17 protein-coding genes are annotated in these 19,876 nt (G+C 66.9%); 8 read left to right on the forward strand and 9 right to left on the reverse strand.

The features are described 5' to 3' along the window. Positions 1–69: 69 nt before the first annotated feature. Positions 70–231: a hypothetical protein gene (locus AC0KXH_RS08630; RefSeq protein ID WP_158052526.1), complete on the reverse strand. Its 162-nt coding sequence runs from the start codon at positions 229–231 to the stop codon at positions 70–72. A 62-nt stretch (positions 232–293) separates the two neighbouring features. Between AC0KXH_RS08630 and AC0KXH_RS08635 the strand changes: the two genes are divergently transcribed. The 6 genes from AC0KXH_RS08635 (at position 294) to AC0KXH_RS08660 (ending at position 9,285) form a co-directional block, all read left to right on the forward strand. Further along, positions 294–1,142 (forward strand): c-type cytochrome, encoded by an 849-nt coding sequence (locus tag AC0KXH_RS08635; RefSeq protein ID WP_061339614.1) that lies wholly within the window; start codon positions 294–296, stop codon positions 1,140–1,142. Positions 1,143–1,195: 53 nt separating this feature from the next. Next, entirely contained in the window at positions 1,196–2,557 is a 1,362-nt protein-coding gene (locus AC0KXH_RS08640) for a cbb3-type cytochrome c oxidase subunit I (protein ID WP_041110629.1), read from the forward strand. Then, positions 2,554–3,366: a CbbQ/NirQ/NorQ/GpvN family protein gene (locus AC0KXH_RS08645; RefSeq protein ID WP_052264531.1), complete on the forward strand. Its 813-nt coding sequence runs from the start codon at positions 2,554–2,556 to the stop codon at positions 3,364–3,366. The genes AC0KXH_RS08640 and AC0KXH_RS08645 overlap by 4 nt, the downstream gene beginning before the upstream one ends. Before the next feature lie 2 nt (positions 3,367–3,368). Then, the gene (locus tag AC0KXH_RS08650) at positions 3,369–5,384 is read left to right on the forward strand and encodes a nitric oxide reductase activation protein NorD (RefSeq protein WP_488224497.1); all 2,016 of its coding nucleotides are present in this window, start codon (positions 3,369–3,371) and stop codon (positions 5,382–5,384) included. Between the two features lie 98 nt (positions 5,385–5,482). Beyond that, positions 5,483–7,624: a methyl-accepting chemotaxis protein gene (locus AC0KXH_RS08655; protein ID WP_488224498.1), complete on the forward strand. Its 2,142-nt coding sequence runs from the start codon at positions 5,483–5,485 to the stop codon at positions 7,622–7,624. A 197-nt stretch (positions 7,625–7,821) separates the two neighbouring features. Then, positions 7,822–9,285, forward strand: a complete 1,464-nt coding sequence (locus tag AC0KXH_RS08660; protein WP_488224599.1) for a sensor domain-containing diguanylate cyclase — start codon at positions 7,822–7,824, stop codon at positions 9,283–9,285. Between the two features lie 62 nt (positions 9,286–9,347). Here AC0KXH_RS08660 and arcC read toward each other — a convergent pair whose 3' ends face one another. The 6 genes from arcC to AC0KXH_RS08690 all read right to left on the reverse strand — a co-directional run bounded on the left by arcC (position 9,348) and on the right by AC0KXH_RS08690 (position 16,371). Then, positions 9,348–10,277 carry a carbamate kinase gene (gene arcC / locus AC0KXH_RS08665; RefSeq protein WP_488224499.1) on the reverse strand — a complete coding sequence of 310 codons (930 nt, stop codon included), beginning with the start codon at positions 10,275–10,277 and terminating at the stop codon, positions 9,348–9,350. A 14-nt stretch (positions 10,278–10,291) separates the two neighbouring features. Then, positions 10,292–11,302, reverse strand: a complete 1,011-nt coding sequence (locus AC0KXH_RS08670) for an ornithine carbamoyltransferase (RefSeq protein WP_488224500.1) — start codon at positions 11,300–11,302, stop codon at positions 10,292–10,294. Positions 11,303–11,314: 12 nt separating this feature from the next. Continuing rightward, a complete protein-coding gene (gene arcA / locus AC0KXH_RS08675) occupies positions 11,315–12,571 on the reverse strand; it encodes an arginine deiminase (RefSeq protein ID WP_488224501.1) in 1,257 nt (418 codons plus the stop codon). Between the two features lie 53 nt (positions 12,572–12,624). Then, entirely contained in the window at positions 12,625–14,052 is a 1,428-nt protein-coding gene (arcD, locus tag AC0KXH_RS08680; protein WP_488224502.1) for an arginine-ornithine antiporter, read from the reverse strand. 120 nt (positions 14,053–14,172) lie between these two features. Further along, positions 14,173–15,243 carry a zinc-binding metallopeptidase family protein gene (locus AC0KXH_RS08685; RefSeq protein WP_488224503.1) on the reverse strand — a complete coding sequence of 357 codons (1,071 nt, stop codon included), beginning with the start codon at positions 15,241–15,243 and terminating at the stop codon, positions 14,173–14,175. Between the two features lie 117 nt (positions 15,244–15,360). Continuing rightward, on the reverse strand, positions 15,361–16,371 hold the full coding sequence (locus AC0KXH_RS08690) for a GlxA family transcriptional regulator (RefSeq protein WP_198930768.1): 1,011 nt from the start codon (positions 16,369–16,371) through the stop codon (positions 15,361–15,363). Positions 16,372–16,440: 69 nt separating this feature from the next. Between AC0KXH_RS08690 and AC0KXH_RS08695 the strand changes: the two genes are divergently transcribed. Continuing rightward, positions 16,441–16,992, forward strand: a complete 552-nt coding sequence (locus AC0KXH_RS08695) for a cysteine hydrolase family protein (protein ID WP_488224504.1) — start codon at positions 16,441–16,443, stop codon at positions 16,990–16,992. 46 nt (positions 16,993–17,038) lie between these two features. Continuing rightward, positions 17,039–17,272 (forward strand): hypothetical protein, encoded by a 234-nt coding sequence (locus AC0KXH_RS08700; protein ID WP_488224505.1) that lies wholly within the window; start codon positions 17,039–17,041, stop codon positions 17,270–17,272. A gap of 182 nt (positions 17,273–17,454) precedes the next feature. Here the strand turns inward: AC0KXH_RS08700 and fabI are convergent, their stop codons facing one another. Both fabI and AC0KXH_RS08710 read right to left on the reverse strand, forming a co-directional pair. Further along, a complete protein-coding gene (fabI, locus tag AC0KXH_RS08705) occupies positions 17,455–18,249 on the reverse strand; it encodes an enoyl-ACP reductase FabI (RefSeq protein WP_043219905.1) in 795 nt (264 codons plus the stop codon). After that, the gene (locus AC0KXH_RS08710; protein ID WP_488224506.1) at positions 18,230–19,876 is read right to left on the reverse strand and encodes an ABC transporter ATP-binding protein; all 1,647 of its coding nucleotides are present in this window, start codon (positions 19,874–19,876) and stop codon (positions 18,230–18,232) included. The genes fabI and AC0KXH_RS08710 overlap by 20 nt, the downstream gene beginning before the upstream one ends.

Raw genomic sequence — 19,876 nt, forward strand, 5'->3', positions numbered from 1 at the left:
CCGCCTGGCAGGGCCCGGCAGCCTGCCTAGACTGCGCAGTAACAACAGGCGGCGAGGGGCGGCTCCGTTTCAGGTTCTCGCGTCGCAATGTTCATTCTTCGCCTGTTGCATAACTGCCGCGAGCTCCAGCGGTAATTGCAGCCAAGAGGAGACGGTCATGCAGGCTCGGAAGTTGTACGGCCCGTTGAAGATAATTAGCGTTGTCGTGCTGGTGTTGATGGCCAGTGCCATGCTCTATGCGTTCTCCATGACTCTCATCCACTGGACCGGCATCAGCGTTTGAGGGGCAGAACATGAACAATCGCCAGGCAAGATTATTCGCCGTTGCCGCCACGGGACTGTCCGCGCTTCTGTTTCTCGGCCTTACGCTGGACAGCCACCGCCAGTTTCCCGAGCTGACCAACGCCCAGGACATCACGCCGCAAGTGCGGCACGGCATGGACGTGTGGCACAAGTACAACTGCATCAACTGCCACACCCTGTTCGGGGAAGGCGCCTATTACGCCCCGGATCTGACGAAAATCACCCAGCACCGCGGCGAGCCGTATCTGAAGGCCTACATGCGCGACCCGTCGCGCTTCTACAACGAACAGACCCACCGCCGGCTGATGCCGCGGCAGGACCTGGCCGAAGACGAGATCAGCGACCTGATCGCCTTTCTCGACTGGGTCAGCAAGGTCGACAACCAGGGCTGGCCACCGCGGCCGATCCTCGTCACCGGCAGCTTCGCGCCAGGCGCCGCGACGCTTGCGGCTGCCGGCAGCAGCGGCCAGACGCCGACCGGGGCGCGGCCGGTGGATGCCGGTGACGACCCGCGGGCGCTCGGCGAGCAGCTGTTCAAGACCGCGACGCCGGCCTGCAATGCCTGCCATTCCACCGTGCCGGGTGCGGACATGGCCGGGCCTTCGCTTGCCGGGATCGGTACGCGGGCGGCGCAGACCGTGGCCTCGCCGGACTACCACGGCAAGGCCAAGGACGCCGGCGGCTACATCCGCGAATCGATCCTGTCGCCCAGCGCCCACATCGTGCCCGGCGAGATGTATTCGGCCGACGGCACGTCGTTCATGCCCACCGGCTACGGGCAGAGCCTGTCGGACGAACAGGTCGGGCAGCTGGTGGCCTTTCTCGAAACCCTCAAGTAACCGCGAAGGGCCGCGGCCGCGGGCCGACCCAGCCAGATCAAGGGGAGACTACGATGCGCTATCAGTCCCAATCGGTGGCCTATTGGTACTTCGCCGTCGCGATGGTGCTGTTCGGCCTGCAGCTGGTGTTCGGCCTGCTCTCGGCCACCAAGTACATCGGCCCGGACCCGCTGCTATACATCCTGCCGTTCGACGTGACCAAGGTGATCCATACGAATCTGCTGATCGTCTGGGTGCTGACCGGCTTCATGGGCGCGACCTACTGGATGATTCCCGAGGAATCGCGTACCGAACTGCACAGCACGCGGCTGGCGTACATCCAGTTGGGGCTGTGGACGCTGATGGGCGTCACCGCGATCATCGGCTACCTGTTTCGCTACGGCACCGGCAACAAGCTGCTCGAGCAGCCGCTGCCGCACAAGATCGTCATCGTCATCTGCATGCTGATCTTCCTCTACAACGTCGGCATGACCATCCGCAAGGCGCGGCGCTTCACCACCACCGAGGCGGTGCTGATGATCGGCTTCGTCAGCGCGGCGCTGCTTTACCTGCCGGCGCTGCTGCATTACGAGAACTACACCGTGTCGATCTTCTACCGCTGGTGGACCATCCACCTGTGGGTCGAGGGCGTGTGGATGATGATCATGGGCGGGTTTCTGGCCTACCTGCTGATCCGCCTGTCCGGCGCCGACCGCGAGGTGATGGAGAAGTGGCTGTACGTGATCGTCGGGCTGGTGTTCATCGCCGGGATCCTGGGCACCGCGCACCACTATTACTGGGTCGGCGTGCCCAGCTACTGGCTGCCGATCGGCGGGCTGTTCAGCGCGCTCGAGCCGCTGGCGCTGGTCGGCATGGCCGCCTATGCCTACGGTGCGATCCGCCGTTCCGGGCTCGCCCACCCGAATACGCTGGCGCTGCACTGGACGATCGGCAGCGCGGTGTTCTCGCTGTTCGGCGCCGGCCTGCTGGGCCTGGCGCATACCTGGCCGAGCGTGAACAAGTGGACCCACGGCACCCTGATCACCGCCATGCACGGGCATGCCGCCTTCTATGGCGCCTACGCGATGATCGTGCTGGCGATGATCAGCTATGCGCTGCCGTCGCTGACCGGCGGGCGCCGCGAGCAGGGCAGCACGCTGGGCTACTGGGCGTTCTGGCTGCAGATCAGCGGGATGTTCGGCATGACGCTGTCGTTCGCCACCGCCGGCATCGCGCAGGTCTACCTGGAGCGGATCATGGGCATGGGCTATCTCGATGCGCAGCTCAAGATCCAGATTCACTTCGTCATGCTGATCGCCACGGCCTCGCTGTTCACCGTGGGCGTGGCGCTGTTCATCTATGACTTCTTCCGCCACGCGCCACGCCTGGTGGTCGATGAGCCTGCCCCCGCGCCGGCGCCGGTGCGTTCGGCATGAACCTGCCGGAGCAACCGACCGCGCTGCGCCCCCATGAGGAGCCGTTCTACCTGCCCGTGGGCGACGAAGTGGCGCTGTTCGAGCGCTGCCACGCGCGTGGACTGGCGGTGATGCTCAAGGGCCCGACCGGCTGCGGCAAGACGCGTTTCATCGAGCACATGGCCTGGCGCCTCGGCCGGCCGCTGGTGACCATCGCCTGCCATGACGACCTGTCGGCCAGCGACCTGATCGGTCGGTTCCTGATCCGGCATGACGGCACCGCCTGGCAGGACGGGCCCTTGACCCGGGCCGTGCGCGAAGGCGCCATCTGCTACCTGGACGAGGTCGTCGAGGCGCGGCAGGACACCGTCGTGGTGCTGCATGCGCTGACCGATCACCGTCGCCTGCTGCCGATCGACAAGACTGGCGAGCTGCTGCAGGCCCCGCCCGGGTTCCAGCTCGTGGTGTCGTACAACCCCGGCTACCAGCGCATGCTCAAGGACCTCAAGCCCAGCACCCGTCAGCGCTTCGTGGCGCTGGACCTGGGCTTTCCGGATGCCGACCGCGAGGCCTGCATCGTCCAGCGCGAAAGCGGGGTCGATGCGCCCACGGCGCGTTCGCTGGTCGCCCTGGCGCAGCGGCTGCGGGCGCTGCGTGACCGCGGCCTGAGCGAAGTGCCGAGCACCCGGCTGCTGGTCGCTGCCGGTGCGCTTTGCGCGCAGGGCATCGAGATTCGCGCGGCCTGCCTGGCGGCGATCGTTTCGCCGCTGTCGGACGACGAAACCCTGGTCGACGCGATGCGCGATCTGGTCGACGGCACCTTCATCTAGCCATGGCCGAAGCCGAGGAAGTCCTCACCGATGCTGCGCGTCATGCGACGGTCTTCGCCCAGCGCCTGTGGCAGCGCTATCGGCCTGCGCCGCCCGCGGCGCCCATGCTGTCGCTCGAGGCGGTTGCCGAGCGTCTCGACCTGCTGCTGCTCGCGGTGCTCGGCCAGCCCGTACCGTTGCGCGTGGCCCAACCGCCGGCACGCGCGACCTGGTTGGCGCGCTGTTTCGGCCGCAGCCCCCGGCCGTGCCGGCGCGAGCCGGTACCGGCTACGGACGGGCGCCAGTTGTGGCTGCCGCGCGGGCTTGGCGTAGCCGACCAAGGGCGGGCAGCGGTGCTCTACAAGGCCATGGCATTGCATCAGGCGATGCGGATTCGCCGCGGTAGCGCGCAGGCGGCCTGGCGTACGCTGCCGCCGCTGGCCGGCGCGCTTTATCAGCTGTTCGAGGCGTATGCCGCCGAGTGCGACCTGCTGCGCGAACTGCCGGGCTGCGCAGCCGACCTGCAGGCGTTGCGCGCCGAGTGCCTGGCGCGCCGGCCGCCGCTCTCTGCTTTCGGCCCGGCGCGGCGAGGGGTGGAACACCGCGTGCGGGCGCTGCTCGCCGGGCAGGCCGCTGGCTTTCCCGCGGCCACTTCGCCGGCTGACTCGATGGCGCTCGCCATGCAGCTGCTCGAAGGCTGGCCGCCCCTGGCGCCGGGCGACGCCCTGGGTGACGAGCCCCTGTTCGCGGATTTCTGGACCGGCTGCCTGCTCGAACCCACGCCCGAGCTCGGTCCGGTGACCGAAGCGCTGCGCGGCGAGCAGAGCGACACGCCGCCGCGCAGCGCCCGCCTGGCGCGGCGCCCCGAGGTCCGCCAAGCGCATGACGAGGAACGGCAGGCGGATGGGCCGGGCCCGCTGATGATCCAGCTTGACGAGCCGCATCCGCACGCCGAGGACCCGCTGGGGCTGCAGCGTCCCATCGACCGGGACGACGGCGCCGACGCCGAGCTCTATGGCGAGCTGCTCGGCGAGTTGCCCCGTGCGCGCCTGGTCAGCTCACCGGGGCAGCCGCGCGAGGTGCTGCTCAGCGAAGACCCGCCGGAGCCTGGGCAGCGGCTGGCTGCGCCGCCGGGATTGGCGAGTGCGCAGGGCTGCGTCTACCCCGAATGGGACCATCGAACCGGCCGTTACGCCGAGCAGGGCGCGACGGTCCGGCCCGGCGTGGCGCAAGCCGGCAGCGAGGCCTGGGTGGTGCAGACGCTCGAGGCACACCGGGGCCTGCTGGCCGGGATCCGCAGGCGCTTCGAACTGCTGCGCGCGCGCCGGGTGTGGCTGCGCGCACAGGTCGAGGGCGACGAGCTGGATGTCGATGCCTATGTCGACGCGGCGGCGGCGATGCAGGCCGGGCAGGGGCTGAGCGACCGGCTCTACCAGTCCAATCACGCGCAGCAGCGGGACCTGGCGATCCTCGTCTTGATCGATGTCAGCGGCTCCACCGACAGCTGGGTCTCGCAGGGGCGGCGGGTCATCGACGTCGAGCGCGAAGCCCTGCTGCTGCTCTGCATCGCCCTGCAGGGGCTGGGCTCACCCTATGCGGTACAGGCCTTTTCCGGACAGGGCCGCGATGCGGTCAGCGTGCGCGAGCTCAAGGGTTTCGACGAGGCATACAGCCAGAGCGTTGCCTTGCGGATCGCCGCACTGGAGCCGGAGCACTACACCCGTTGCGGCGCGGCCATCCGCCATGCCAGCACGGCGCTCATGGCGCAGCCGGCCGCGCATCGCCTGCTGCTGGTGCTCTCCGACGGCAAACCCAGTGACGAGGATCAGTACGCGGGGCCGTACGGCGTGGAGGACAGCCGGCAGGCCGTGCTGGAGGCCACGCTGCAGGGGATTTCGCCGTTCTGCCTGACGATCGATCGCCAGGCCGGTGCCTACCTGCCGCGAATGTTCGGCGCGTCCCGCTATGCGCTGCTGCCCCGGCCCGATCTGCTGCCGACGGTCCTGCTCGACTGGATGCGCCGGCTGCTGCAACGCTGAAGGATGCACCAGAACGAGGCATTCCCGGACGGCTGCCCTTCAGAGTCGCGGCTGCACGCCGATAGCCCGGCTGTGTCTTTGCCATCAGGGTGTGTCCGATGCTGTCCCGACTTTCCATCCAGCTCAAGCTGACCGCGCTGGCCGGCCTGTGCCTGCTGGTCATCGTCTCGCTGCTCATTTCCGCCTCGCTGTACCAGTCGGCGAAGAGTGCCGCCGTGGTCCGCGACATGAGCGCGAGCATGCTCGAAGCGTCGGCCGACGCACGCATGCAGGCGCTCGCCCAGGCCCAGGCGCAGGGGATACGTGCCGAGTTCATGGACAACTACGCCTATGCCCGCAGCCTTGCCGAGCAGGTCGCGATGCTGCGCGAGCAGCTCCGGCAGGGCGACATCAGTGCCCAGACCCTGCGCGTGACGCTGGCGTCGCGGCTGGGCGATGCGCTGAAGGCGCGTCCGCAGCTGCTCGGCGTTTACATGTCCTTTGAGCCGAACGGCCTAGACGGGCAGGATGCCGAGTTCCTCGACGATTACGTGGCCGGGAGCAACCTGCAGGGGCGTTTCTCGATGTACTGGTCGCAGATCGCCGACGGCCAGTTCCAGTCCGAAATGACCACCGAGGACGAACTCGCCGACACCACGCCAGGGCCGAGCGGCATGCCCTATAACAGCTGGTATACCTGCCCGCTGACAACCGCGGCGCCCTGCCTGCTGGACCCGTATCTCGATGAGGTCGATCGGCGGCCGGTCCTGATGACCAGCATCGCCTTGCCGCTGCGCGACGGCGATCAGGTGATCGGGGTGGTCGGCCTCGACATCCGCCTGGCCACCTTGCAAAGCGTGGTCGAGGCCGTCAACCGGGACCTCTATGACGGCCACGGTGACATCGGCATCGTCAGCCCGACCGGGCTGATCGCCGGGCACAGCGGCTCGGCCTCCTGGCTGGGCAAGCCGCTGGAGGAGGCCTATGCGGAACAGGCCGGTGAAATCCGTCGGGTCCTGGGCAGCGGTGCGCCGGCGTCGCTGGCTGCAAGCGAGCAGCTGAGTGTGGTGGCGCCGATTCAGCCGATACCGGCGGCCAAGCCCTGGGGTGTGGTCATCCGGGCACCGCGTGACGTGGTGCTGGCGCGGGCGCAGGCCCTGGAGCAGACGCTGGATCAGCAGCGCGCGACCGACAACCTGTACTCGATCCTGGTCGGCGTGCTGGCCATCGGTGTCGGGCTGCTGCTGGTCGGCCTGATGGCGCGCAGCATCACCCGGCCGATCCTCACGGTGGCCGAGCGGCTCGAAGACATCGCCGGCGGCGAGGGCGACCTGACCCGGCGCCTGGACTACGCCAGCCGTGACGAGCTGGGTCGTCTGGCGGTGGGCTTCAACCGCTTTCTCGACAAGCTCCAGCCGATCGTCGCCGAGGTCAAACGCTCGGTGCAGGATGCCCGGGCGACGGCCGATCGCTCGGCCGGAATTGCCAACCACACCAGCCAGGGCATGCAGGCGCAGCTCAGCGAGGTCGAGCAGGTGGCAACCGCCTCCAACGAGATGAGCGCGACCGCGCAGGGCGTGGCGCAGAACGCGGCCGAAGCGGCGGAGGCCGCGCGCTCGGCCGACCAGGCGTCACGCGAAGGGCTGGCGGTGATCGACGAAACCACGCGGCGCATCGAGCGCCTGGCGCATGACATGAGCAGCGCGATGCAGCAGGTCGAAAGCCTGGCCAGCAGCAGCCAGCAGATCGGCTCTGTGCTCGAGACCATTCGCGCTATCGCCGAACAGACCAACCTGCTGGCGCTCAACGCGGCGATCGAAGCGGCCCGTGCCGGCGAGAACGGGCGTGGCTTCGCCGTGGTCGCCGACGAGGTGCGCCATCTGGCGCGACGCACGCAGGAGTCGATCGAGGACATTCGCGTGGTCATCGAGGGGCTGCAGCAGGGCACGCGCGAGGTGGTGCAGAGCATGAGCGCCGAATACCAGCAGGCCCAGGACAACGTCGAGCACGTCGCGCAGGCGGTCAGCGCGCTGCAGCGCATCGGCGGCTCGGTATCGGTGATCACCTCGATGACCCTGCAGATCGCCAGCGCGGCCGAAGAGCAGAGCGCCGTCGCCGAGGAAATCAATCGCAATGTGCAGGGCATTCGTGAGGTGACCGAATCGCTTACCGGGCAGGCCGACGAGTCGGCACGCGTGAGCCAGTCGCTCAATACCCTGGCCAATCACCAGCAGACCCTGATGGACCAGTTCAAGGTGTAGCGTTCGGGTGCGCCGGCCGCGCGGGGCATGGCGCATATCCCTGGCACGGGTAGGGGTATGTGGCACTTTGCCGCCTCTGGTCGCCTCGAGCGTCGCTTAAAATGCGCAGCGTACGGTTCGCCGGATGTCGGGGTACGGGTTTGAAGGGACGAGCAGGGCTGCTGGCGTTATCGTTGCTGTTGTTGACACTGGTGCCGATGTGGGCCGCTGTCATCGGCGAAATCCGCCATGAACGCGTATTGACCGAGGCCGTCGCGCGCAAGGATGCGATGAACCTCGCGACCGCCTTCGAGGCGCATGTACGCAGCGTGATTCGGCTGATGGACATGATCCTGCTCGACATGCGGGCTGACCTGCTGGATCAGCGACCGCTCGAGCAGACGCTTGGCAAAGAGCAGCAGGCGTATGGCAGCGTCGTCACCCAGATGGCGGTGATCGATGCCCAGGGCCGGCTGGTGTTCTCCAATCTCGCCAAGGTCGAGGCACCGGTCGACCTGAGCGACCGGGAACACTTTCGCGTACACCGCGACCATCCCCAGCAGGACCGTCTGTACATCAGCAAGCCGGTGCTCGGGCGCGTATCCAAGCAATGGACCATCCAGTTCACCCGGCCCATTCACAAGGACGGGCAGTTCGCCGGGGTGCTGGTGCTCTCGGTGCCGACGGGCTTCTTTAGCGACTACTACCAGCAGATCGACGTCGGTGCCCACGGCATGATCGCCCTGCTCGGCACCGATCGCAGCCTGCGCGCCATAGCCTCGGGCGAGCCTATTCCGGGGCGCTATGGGCGTTTCCAGGTGCCCGAGTCGAGGCCTTATTTCGCGGCGCAGTCGCCGCCGCAAGGCTATTACGAAGGCATCAGCGCCATCGATGGCGAGCATCGGCTGGGCGCCTATCGGCGCCTGAAAGAAGACGGCGTGGTGGTCGTGGTGCTGTTGTCACCGGATGACTTCATGGTGGCTTTCGAGGCACGCAAGCAGCTCTTGCTGGCTTCGGCAGCGCTGATCTCGGTGCTGTTGCTGGCGCTCGCCGTCCTCCTGTATGTGCTTGCTCGTCGCCACTTCCTGAGCACGGCGCGACTGCAGGACGCGCATCAGGTCATGTCGCAGCTGGCCAGCACCGACATGCTGACCGGCGTCAGCAACCGCCGGGCATTGCTGCTCGACCTGGCGGCCGAGGTCGATCGTGCGCAGCGTCACGGCGAGCCGCTGAGCCTGGTGATGCTCGATATCGATCATTTCAAGCACGTCAACGACGCCTATGGCCACCCGATCGGCGATGAGGTGCTGAAGGCCTTTACCGCCACCTGCATGCGCATGCTGCGCTCTCACGACCTCATCGGTCGTTTGGGCGGCGAGGAGTTTGCGCTCGTCCTGCCGCATACCGATGCCGAGGGCGCGCGCTGCGTCGCCGAAAAGATTCGCCTGGCCATTGCCGGCGAACCCATCGTGACCTCGGTTGGCGACATCGCCATCACGGTGAGCCTGGGGCTGACACAACTGCAGGCCGACGACCAGCACATCGATGCCTTGATCGCCCGCGCCGACCGCGCGCTGTACCGGGCCAAGCGCAGTGGTCGCAACCAGGTGTGCAGCTGGGTGATCGAGGCGGATGGTTCTGGCAATGACTCGATTGGCCTGATGCAGGGCGTGCCCTGCTGAGCCGGGCGGGGCTGCACCACCGGGCGGCAGGTGGTGCCGCACGCTGACCGTCCGCCGCGCGTTCAGCGATAGCGGATGCCTGCGGCGCTGCTACTCACCCGCGTGCCGGCCTGGCCGAGGACGATCGCCTGGATGTCGGCCAGAGCGCCGATCACCGCATCCTTGCCGGTCTGCCGAGCGAAGCCGCAAGCCGCCTGGATCTTCGGCCCCATCGAGCCCGCGGCGAAGGGCAGTGGCTCGAGCGCGTCCGGATGCGCCAGGGCGATGGCCCGCTGCGCCGCGGTGCCCCAGCCGGTATAGGCGGCATCGACATCGGTGGCGATCAGCAGCAGGTCCGCGGCCAGCACCTCGGCCAACAGCGCCGAGCACAGGTCCTTGTCGATCACCGCCTCGATGCCACGCGAACGCTGCTGGGCATCGCACACGGTAGGAATGCCGCCGCCACCGGCGCATATCACCACGCAACCGCGCTCCAGCAGCCACTGGATCGGCCGCAGCTGGTGAATGCGTCGTGGCCGGGGGCTGGGCACCACGCGGCGGAAGTGCGCGCCGTCGGCGGCCATCTGCCAGCCTTTCTCGGCCTGCAGGTGGTCGGCGTCCTCACGACTGTAGATCGGGCCGATGGGTTTGCTCGGTGAGGCGAACGCGGGATCGGCCGGGTCCACTTCGACCTGGGTCAGCAAGGTTGCCAGCGGCGTGCCCGCGGGCAGCCGATTGCCGAGCTCCTGTTCGATCATGTAGCCGATCATGCCTTCGGTCTCCGCGCCGAGCACGTCGAGCGGGTAGGCGCCGTCCGGGCCGTAGGCCGCGCCCTGCAGCGCCAGCAGACCGACCTGGGGACCATTGCCATGGGCGATCACCAACTGGTTGCCGGGCGCGATCTGCGCGATCTGGCTGCAGGCCAGCTGAACGTTCTCGCGCTGGCGCTCGGCGCTCATCGGCTCGCCGCGACGTAGCAGGGCGTTGCCGCCCAGGGCGATGACAATGCGCATGCTCATTCCTCGTGTCAGATGCCGCCGAGCGTGGCGACCAGCACCGCCTTGATGGTGTGCATGCGGTTCTCGGCCTGGTCGAAGACGATGCTCGCCGGCGACTCGAACACCTCGTCGGTCACTTCGATCCCGCCCGCCAGCTCTGGATGATGCCCGGCGATCTCCTTGCCGACCTTGGTCTCGGCGTTGTGAAAGGCCGGCAGGCAGTGCATGAACTTCACCCGCGCATTGCCGGCGGCCTGCATCAGCGCCGCGTTGACTTGATAGGGCAGCAGCAGGGCGATGCGTTCGCCCCAGGTCTCGACCGGCTCGCCCATCGATACCCAGACATCGGTATGAATGAAGTCGACGTCGCGGACGGCTTCGCGCGGGTCCTCGGTCAGCGTCAGCCGCGCACCGGACTGCGCGGCGAACGCGCGACAGGCGGCCAGGTGTTCTTCGTGCGGCCAGAGCGCCTTGGGCGCACCGATGCGCACGTCCATGCCCAGCTTGGCGCCGACCAGCAGCAGTGAGTTGCCCATGTTGTTGCGCGCATCGCCAACGTAGGCGTAGCGGATCTGCTGCAGCGGCTTGTCGCTGTGCTCGCGCATGGTCAGCACGTCGGCAAGCATCTGCGTGGGGTGGTACTCGTCGGTCAGGCCGTTGAACACCGGCACGCCGGAGAACTGCGCGAGTTCCTCGACCACCTGCTGGCTGTAGCCGCGGTATTCGATGGCGTCGTACATGCGCCCGAGCACGCGGGCGGTGTCCTTCATGGTCTCCTTGTGGCCGATCTGCGAGGACGTCGGGTCGATGTAGGTGACGTTGGCGCCCTGGTCGTAGGCGGCGACCTCGAAGGCGCAGCGCGTGCGGGTCGAGGTCTTCTCGAAGATCAGGGCGATGTTCTTGCCCTTGAGGTGCTGGTGCTCGGTTCCGCTGTACTTGGCGCGCTTGAGGTCGCGCGCGAGATCGAGCAGGTAGCGCAGCTCGCGCTCGCTGTGGTGCGTGAGGCTGAGCAGGTGCCGGTTGTGCAGGTTGAACGCCATCGGGTCGGCTCCTCAGTAGTCCACGGGGTCGCGGGTGATCGGACAGGTCATGCAGTGGCCGCCGCCACGGCCGCGACCCAGTTCACTGGCATCGATGGTGATGACCTCGACGCCGGCCTTGCGCAGCAGGGTATTGGTGTAGGTGTTGCGGTCGTAACCGATCACCACGCCGGGCTCGAGCGCGACCACGTTGTTGCCATCGTCCCATTGCTCGCGTTCGGCTTCGTAGCTGTCGCCGCCGGTTGCCACGGTGCGCAGCTTGTGGATGCCAAGGGCTTCGGCGACCACGTCGAGAAAGCACTTTTCTTCGCGGCGCACGTCGATACCGCCGGGTTTGCTCTCGTCGGGACGCAAGCTGAAGGAAGTGATCGCCTGGACGGCTTCGGGGTAGATGGTCACCAGGTCGCGGTCGCAGAAGCTGAACACCGTATCCAGGTGCATGGACGCTCGACCGACCGGCAGGCCGGCGACGATCACGCGCTCGGCCGCGCCCTGCTGGAACAGCGATTGCGCCAGCTGGCCGATGGCCTGGCGCGAGGAGCGCTCGCCCATGCCGATCAGCACCACGCCGTTGCCCAGTGGCATCACGTCGCCGCCCTCGAGCGTGGCGAGGCCGTGGTCCAGCTCCGGGTCGCCGTACCAGACCTTGAAGTCGGCATTGGCGAAGGTCGGATGAAAGCGGTAGATGGTGGCGGCGAGCAGCGTTTCCTGCCGGCGCGCGGTCCAGTGCATCGGGTTCAGCGTCACGCCGCCATAGATCCAGCAGGTGGTGTCGCGGGTGAACAGGGTGTTCGGCAGTGGCGGCAGGATGAAGCTCGAGTGGCCCAGGTAGTCGCGGAACATCCGCACGATCTCGCCACTGTGCGTCCCCGGCAGGTCATCGCCGGAGACGCCGCCGATCAGGTATTCGGCCAGCCGGCGTGGCTCCAGCTCTTGCATCCAGGCGCGCACCTCGTGATGCAGGCCAAGGCCCACGAGGTTGGGCGTCAGCTTGCGATCGAGCAGCCAGCGTTTGGCTTCGGTGTCTTGCAGCGTCTCGGTGAGCAGGTTGTGCATCTCCAGCACCTCGACGCCGCGCTCGCGCATCTTGGTGACGAAGTCGAAATGGTCACGCTTGGCCTGGCTGACCCACAACACGTCGTCGAACAGCAACTCGTCGCAGTTCGATGGTGTGAGACGTTGATGGGCAAGCCCGGGTGAGCAGACCAGCACCTGGCGCAGCTTGCCGACTTCCGAATGCACGCCGAGCGGGGGAGTGGGTGTAGCCATTCGCGTATCTCCTGTGTCGCGGTCCGGCCCGCCAATGGGCGGGGCCGGGCGGGTCAAAGGGTCAGGAAGCCGTCATAGAGGCCGTAGGCGGCGATCAGGGCACCGATCAGCACGGCGGCGAAGATGAGCTTTTCCGGCAGTGTGAATATCGGCTCGCCGAGCTCGCGTTTGGCCTTGGCGAAGAACAGCGCGCCGGGGGCGTAGAGCAGCGCCGACAACAGCAGGTACTGGATGCCGCCGGCGTACAGCAGCCAGGCGGCGTAGAGCAGGGCGATCAGCGCGATCAGCAGATCCCTGCGGCGCTCGCCCGGTTGCTGCTCGTAGGTCTCGCCGCGCCAGCTCACCAGCACCGCATAGGCCGCGGACCAGAAGTAGGGCACCAGGATCATCGACGTCGCCAGGTACAGCAGGTTGAGGTAGGTGGCGTCGTTGAACAGCGTGATGATCAGCATCAGCTGGATCAGCCCGTTCGACAGCCAGAGCGCATTGCTCGGGACCTGCCTGGCGTTCTCCTTGCGCAGAAAGGCCGGCATGGTGTGGTCGCGCGCGCCGGCGAAGAGAATCTCGGCGCACAGCAATGTCCAGGCCAGCAGGCCGCCGAGCAGCGAGATCACCAGGCCAACGCTGATCAGCAGCGCGCCCCAGCGCCCAACCACATGCTCCAGCACTCCGGCCATGGAGGGGTTCTTCAGCGCCGCCAGTTCCGGTTGGCTGAGAATCCCCATCGAGAGCACGTTGACCAGTACCAGAAGCAGCAGCACCGAATAGAAGCCGATGACGGTCGCCTTGCCGATATCGCGGCGCCGCTCGGCACGTGCCGAGTAGATGTTGGCCCCCTCGATCCCGATGAACACCCAGACGGTGACCAGCATCATCCCGCGCACCTGATTCAGCACGCTGCCAAGTTCGAGATTGCCGGTACCCCAGAAATCGGCCGTGAACACCTCGACCTTGAAGGCCAGCGCCGCAATGACGATGAACAGCACCAGCGGTACGACCTTGGCGATGGTCGTGACCAGGTTGAGGAAGGCCGCTTCGCGAATGCCGCTCAGCACCACGAAATGGATGCCCCACAGGAGCAGCGAAGCGCAGACGATGGCCAGTCCGGTATTGCCTTCGCCGAAGGCCGGGAAGAACAGCCCCAGGGTACTGAACAGCAGCACCAGATAGCTGACGTTGCCGATCCAGGCGCTGATCCAGTAACCCCACGCCGAGGAGAAGCCCATGTAGTCGCCAAAGCCCGCCTTGGCATAGGCGTAGACGCCGGTGTCGAGTTCGGGCTTGCGGTTGGCCAGTGTCTGGAACACCAGGGCGAGGGTCAGCATGCCGATGCCGGTGATTGCCCAGCCGATCAGGACGGCGCCGGCACCGGCGCTCGCCGCCATGTTCTGTGGCAAGGAAAAGATGCCACCGCCGATCATCGAGCCGACCACCAGTGCCACCAGGGCACCAAGACGAAGCTTTTGCGCTGATTGAGGCATTGCCGCTGCTCCCTGCCGTCCATTACCGCTCTATTTAGCGCCGTTGCAGGGGGCGTCTGGCTGATCCAGGTCAGCCTTTGCGCATCGGTCCCTCGGGCGGCTTGCCGACCGCGGCCGCGCTCACTGCTGCCCGGTGAGCAGGTACTCGACCAGCGTGCGCGCGCAAGCCTCCATGCCCTGCTGCATGATGACTTCGTAGCCGTGGGTGTTCTCGGTGGGAATGGCCAGGCAGCCGGCGCGAGGCGAGGAGCCCGAGCCGAGCACGGCGCTCGCATCCGAAGCAAAGCCGGGCATCAGCGCCGGCTGCGGGCAATAACCGCAGCGCGCGGCGGCCTTGAGCAGCTCATCGGACACCTGTTTGGAGTAGAAGCCTTTCTCGTCACCCGTCAGCACGATGGGATCGAGCGCCAGGCGGGTGTCGTACTCGGCGGCGATCGGACCGACTTCGAGGGCGATGCACAGCGAGCCGGGCAGGGTGCGCGCCGCGTACTGCGCGCCGGAATTGGTTTCTTCCTCGTTGGTCGTGAGCACGATCAGCACGTCGCCTTGCAGTTCGTGGGCGCGCTCGGCCAGGCGGCGGGCGGCGACCAGCGCGGCGACCAGCGGTGCGCGGTCGTCGAGAAAATGCCCGGCGATACAGTCGCGTATCGTAAAGGGCCGGCGCCAGTGGCGGCTGAGCACCACCCGTGTGCCGGCGCGCACCCCCAGCTCGCCGAGTTCGGCTTTCGAATATCGGGTGATGACATGCACGTCGTGCCATTGCATGTCACCCTGCAACACGTGCATCGACTGGCTGGACTCGCCGGTGCCGTGCATGGTGCCGAACGACAGGGCACCATGGACCACCTCGCGCTCGCCGAGAATGTCCACCGGGCACATGCCGAAGTTCACCGGGTAGGCGCCGCCAAGCGCCACGACGCGCAGGCGGCCGTCATCATCGATACGTTTGACCACCATGGCGATCTCGTCCTGGTGCGCCATTATCCGGGTGGTGCGGCGCTCTGCCTGCTCGCGCGGCATGCCAGTGGCCTCGATGCGGCCGATGAGGTTGGCTGCCTCGTCCTGCCAGACCGCCTGGCAGGATTGCTGCAATTGGCGCCGACAGATCTGGCGCACCTCGTCCTCCTGGCCTGCGGGGCCGCGCGCCAGCAGGAGTTCTTCGAGCAGTGCCAGTTGTTCGTCCAGGGTCATGCATTGGCCTCCGATTCGCGGTTGTTCCCCTGCTGTGACAGAACGCGGACGCAACCGTGCGCAACCGTGGGCCAAGGGCGCGGCAGTGATCGGCGGGCGGGCGCAGCGCGCCTGGCGCTAGGCGAGCGTGGCGAAGCGGCGCCGGTAGGCGCCCGGGCTGAGGCCGACGATGCGGGTGAAGACCTTTCTGAACGCGCCGGGGTCGGCGTAGCCCACCTCCCAGGCGACCCGCTCGATGGACAGGCGGTCAGCCTGCAGCAATTCGCGCGCCCGCCCGACCCGCAGCCGCTGGCAGTACTCGGTAGTGGTCATGCCGGTGGCTTTGCGAAAGCGCCGCAGAAAGGTCCGCTGTTCCAGGCCGGCGCGTTGAGCGAGTTCGGCCAGTGCGGCATCGCCGCCACCCGTCTCGTGCAGCCAGTGCTGTACCGCGAGCACCGCCGTATCACCGTGTGCCAGCCGCGGAGTGAAGCCGCGGTAGTAGCGCTGCTGCCGGCCGGGCGGGTCGATCAACAGCACGCGCGCGGTCTCGAGCATGATCGTCGGGCCCAGATAGCGATCGACCAGGCGCAAACCGAGATCGGTCCAGGCCATGATGCCGCCGGCACTGATGATGTCGTCGGCATCGATGATCAGCTGGTCGACATCCAGGCGAACGTCCGGGAAGCGGGCCGAGAAACCGTCCACGTGGAGCCAGTGCGTGGTGATGGTGCGGCCGTCCAGCAGGCCGGTCTCGCCCAGCAGAAAGGCGCCGGCGCAGACCGATGCCAGGGTGACGCCGGCCTGATGCTGCTGCCGCAGCCAGGCCCTATAGGGCGCCGCCGCCTCCGCCGAGATCGGCGTCTCGAGGCTGGCAGGCAGGATCAGCACCTGCAGCTGGCCGCGCGCCTGTGGATGCGAGTCGGCGACGCGCATCGGCAGGTCGCCGGGGTTCTCGAGTCGCCAGTGCGAGACGCGCAGAACGGGCGCATTGCGATTAGCCTGCTCGCCGGCGAGGCGACGCGCGATGCCGAACAGATCGGTCAGGCCGAGGACGGTGGCCAGTTGAGCACCGGGGTAGAGCAGGATGCCCAGCTCGATGACCCGCTCGCCGTCGCCTGTCGGTAGCGCCCCTGAAGATGTCGATCGCACCACTTAGCAACCTTCTGCTGACAGCCGATGATGGCCTTCCCTTGCACAGCATCGTCAAAGGAGCCAGCCATGAGCAAGCGTGCGGTGGTCGTAATCGACCTGCAGAACGAATACCTACCAACGGGCAAGCTGCCGCTGAGCGGCATCGAACGGGCCGTCGGCAATGCGGCCAAGGTGATCGCCGATGCCCGCGCCAGAGGGATTCCGGTGATTCATGTCCGGCACGAATTCGTCAATGGCGAGAAGCCGATATTCGTGCCGGGCAGCGAAGGTGTGAAGATCCAGGACGCCGTCGTTCCGCAGGGCGACGAGCCGGTAGTGGTCAAGCATTACCCGAATGCCTTCCGCGAGACCTCGCTCAAACAGCTGCTGGACGAGCGCGGCGTGCAGGAGCTGGTGGTGGTAGGTGCGATGAGCCACATGTGCATCGATGCAGGGGTGCGTGCGGCGGCCGACCTCGGTTATGGCGTGATCCTGTTGCACGATGCCTGCGCCACGCTGGATCTGGAGTTCGGTGGGGTCACGGTTCCGGCCAGGCAGGTGCATGCGGCGATGATGGCCGCGCTGGGCTTCGCCTATGCCACGCTCATGGACACCGAGGCCTATCTGGCGGCCAGCTGAACGGATGACCAAGAGGCGCACCGACGATTGCCCTGGACGCATGGCTATGCCCGGCGCAATCGCCGTGAACCCGGCCGGTCCTTCAGCGCACCGGGGTCAGCAAGGGCACCTGTGTCGGTTTGAGAAGGAACTCCACGAAGCGCGCCGGCTCGGTCGAACTGGCGTTGCGACCGACGCTGTGGATATCGTCTGGCCCTTCATAGAAGGTCTACCGATCCAGCGCCCGGAGAATCTGGAAACCCTGGCCGACGGGTTGCGCAAGGCGGGCCTGCGGGCGTGATGTCCAGCTGCCGCGGTACGCCAGCACAGGCGTGACCAGCCGGCATGCACAGGTCGCGCGACATAGACCACCGCGCTCGAACAGGCTGCGTCTCGTGAGCAGCGCGGTGAATGGGTGTTGCGCCCGGCAGAGAAAAACCCCGCACGGGGCGGGGTTCTCCTGGGTGCTGTCCTGGCTTGACGTCAGTCTTCCAGCGAGCCCATGGCGGTGGTGTTGAAGCCGCCGTCGACATAGAGAATTTCGCCGCTGATGCCCGAGGCCAGGTCCGAGCAGAGGAAGGCGCCGGCGTTGCCGACTTCTTCGATGGTCACGTTGCGACGCAGCGGGGTCTGCTTCTCGTTGGCGGCCAGCATCTTGCGGAAGCTGGCGATGCCGGAGGCGGCCAGGGTGCGGATCGGGCCCGCGGAGATGCAGTTCACGCGGGTGCCTTCCGGGCCGAGGCTGCCGGCCAGGTAGCGTACGCCGGCTTCCAGCGAAGCCTTGGCCATGCCCATCACGTTGTAGTTCGGCATGGTGCGCTCGGCGCCCAGGTAGGAAAGGGTCAGCAGGCTGCCGTTGCGGCCTTTCATCATTTCGCGACCGGCCTTGGCCAGGGCGACGAAGCTGTAGGCGCTGATGTCGTGGGCGATCTTGAAGCCTTCGCGGGTGGTCACTTCGGTGAAGTCACCGTTGAGCTGGTCGCCCGGGGCGAAACCAACCGAGTGGACGATGCAGTCCAGGCCGTCCCACTTCTTGCCCAGCTCCTCGAAGACCCGCGCGATGTCTTCGTCGTTGGCCACGTCACAGGGGAAGCACAGGTCGGCGCTCGAGCCCCAGCCGGCGGCGAACTCTTCGACGCGGCCCTTGAGCTTCTCGTTCTGGTAGGTGAAGGCCAGCTCGGCACCTTCGCGGTGCATGGCGGCGGCGATGCCGGAGGCGATCGACAGTTTGCTGGCCACGCCTACGATCAGTACGCGCTTACCGGTTAGAAAACCCATGTGCTTTTCCCTCTTCTGGTTGTGCATCGGCTGCCGGGGCCAGAAAGGCCGACTCCAGCAGCTGTTGTGTATATGGATGTTGCGGGGCCGCGAATATTTCGCCTGCCACCCCCTGTTCCACGACCTGGCCCTGCTTGACCACCATCATCTGGTGGCTCAGCGCCCTGACCACCGCCAGGTCATGGCTGATGAACAGGTAGGTCAGGTCGTACTTCTGTTGTAGCGACCGCAATAGCTCGACCACTTGGCGCTGAACCGTTCGGTCGAGCGCCGAGGTGGGCTCGTCCAGCAGAATCAGCGCCGGTTTCAATACCAGCGCGCGCGCAATGGCGATGCGCTGCCGCTGCCCGCCGGAAAACTCGTGCGGGTAGCGGTGGCGGGTGTCCGGGTCGAGCCCGACTTCCACCAGCGCCTCGATGATCGCCGCTTCCTGCTCCTTGGCCGTTCCGATCCGGTGGATGCGCAGGCCCTCGCCGATGATCTGGCCCACCGACATGCGCGGGCTCAGGCTGCCGAACGGGTCCTGGAAAACCACCTGCATCTGCCGTCGCAGCGGGCGCACGTCCCGTTGTGACAGCCTGCTGAGCTCGTGCCCCTGGAAGCGTATCTCGCCACGGCTGCCGATCAGACGCAGGATTGCCAGCCCAAGGGTCGACTTTCCGGAACCGCTTTCGCCGACGATGCCGAGTGTCTGTCCCTTGGGCAGACTGAACGAGACGCCATCGACTGCCTTGACGTGGTCCACCGTCCTGCGCATGACCCCCTTCTTGATCGGGAACCAGACCCGCAGGTCGTTGACCTCCAGCAATGGCGGGCGCTGTTCGACGTCCACCGGACCACCGCTCGGCTCCGCCGCCAGCAGCTCCTGCGTGTATGGATGCTGCGGCGCGCGGAACAATTGCTCGCACGATGCCTGTTCGACGACGCGACCGCGCTGCATGACACATGCACGATGCGCGACGCGGCGAACCAGGTTGAGATCGTGGCTGATCAGCAGCAACGACATGCCCAGGCGCGCCTGCAGATCCTTCAGCAGCTCGAGAATCTTCAGTTGCACCGTTACGTCCAGCGCCGTGGTGGGTTCGTCGGCGATGAGCAGCTCCGGTTCGTTGGCCAGAGCCATGGCGATCATCACCCGCTGGCGCTGGCCACCCGACAGCTCGTGGGGATAGGCACGGAAGCGTTCGCGCGCGTTGGGAATGCCGACCAGCTCGAGCAGCTCGAGCGTGCGTGCACTGGCGGCACGGCCACGCAGGCCCTTGTGGATGCTGAGCACCTCATTGATCTGCTTGCCGACCGTGTGCAAGGGGTTGAGCGAGGTCATCGGCTCCTGGAAGACCATCGCGATGCGATTGCCGCGGATCGCACGCATGCGCTTTTCGTCAGCCTGCAACAGGTCCTCGCCATGAAAGAGGATCTGCCCGGCCGGGTGGCTCGCCAGTGGGTAGGGCAGCAGGCGCAGTATCGAATGCGCCGTGACCGACTTGCCCGAACCGCTCTCGCCGACCAGCGCCAGCGTCTCGCCCTTGCGAATGTCGAAGCTCACGCCTTCGACGACGCGCTGCCGGCTTTCGCCATGGCTGAATTCGACCGCGAGGTCGCGGATTTCAATCAGATTCTCGGCCAT

It is taken from the genome of Stutzerimonas sp. CXK-1, from assembly GCF_057738225.1.

What these genes read in the sequence shown, in the direction of transcription:
- AC0KXH_RS08630 (WP_158052526.1), bottom strand. Translation starts at nt 231, where the DNA reads ATGGCACTGGCCATCAACACCAGCACGACAACGCTAATTATCTTCAAC.
- AC0KXH_RS08635 (WP_061339614.1), top strand. Translation starts at nt 294, where the DNA reads ATGAACAATCGCCAGGCAAGATTATTCGCCGTTGCCGCCACGGGACTG.
- AC0KXH_RS08640 (WP_041110629.1), top strand. Translation starts at nt 1,196, where the DNA reads ATGCGCTATCAGTCCCAATCGGTGGCCTATTGGTACTTCGCCGTCGCG.
- AC0KXH_RS08645 (WP_052264531.1), top strand. Translation starts at nt 2,554, where the DNA reads ATGAACCTGCCGGAGCAACCGACCGCGCTGCGCCCCCATGAGGAGCCG.
- AC0KXH_RS08650 (WP_488224497.1), top strand. Translation starts at nt 3,369, where the DNA reads ATGGCCGAAGCCGAGGAAGTCCTCACCGATGCTGCGCGTCATGCGACG.
- AC0KXH_RS08655 (WP_488224498.1), top strand. Translation starts at nt 5,483, where the DNA reads ATGCTGTCCCGACTTTCCATCCAGCTCAAGCTGACCGCGCTGGCCGGC.
- AC0KXH_RS08660 (WP_488224599.1), top strand. Translation starts at nt 7,822, where the DNA reads ATGTGGGCCGCTGTCATCGGCGAAATCCGCCATGAACGCGTATTGACC.
- arcC (WP_488224499.1), bottom strand. Translation starts at nt 10,277, where the DNA reads ATGCGCATTGTCATCGCCCTGGGCGGCAACGCCCTGCTACGTCGCGGC.
- AC0KXH_RS08670 (WP_488224500.1), bottom strand. Translation starts at nt 11,302, where the DNA reads ATGGCGTTCAACCTGCACAACCGGCACCTGCTCAGCCTCACGCACCAC.
- arcA (WP_488224501.1), bottom strand. Translation starts at nt 12,571, where the DNA reads ATGGCTACACCCACTCCCCCGCTCGGCGTGCATTCGGAAGTCGGCAAG.
- arcD (WP_488224502.1), bottom strand. Translation starts at nt 14,052, where the DNA reads ATGCCTCAATCAGCGCAAAAGCTTCGTCTTGGTGCCCTGGTGGCACTG.
- AC0KXH_RS08685 (WP_488224503.1), bottom strand. Translation starts at nt 15,243, where the DNA reads ATGACCCTGGACGAACAACTGGCACTGCTCGAAGAACTCCTGCTGGCG.
- AC0KXH_RS08695 (WP_488224504.1), top strand. Translation starts at nt 16,441, where the DNA reads ATGAGCAAGCGTGCGGTGGTCGTAATCGACCTGCAGAACGAATACCTA.
- AC0KXH_RS08700 (WP_488224505.1), top strand. Translation starts at nt 17,039, where the DNA reads ATGCCCGGCGCAATCGCCGTGAACCCGGCCGGTCCTTCAGCGCACCGG.
- fabI (WP_043219905.1), bottom strand. Translation starts at nt 18,249, where the DNA reads ATGGGTTTTCTAACCGGTAAGCGCGTACTGATCGTAGGCGTGGCCAGC.
- AC0KXH_RS08710 (WP_488224506.1), bottom strand. Translation starts at nt 19,876, where the DNA reads ATGGCCGAGAATCTGATTGAAATCCGCGACCTCGCGGTCGAATTCAGC.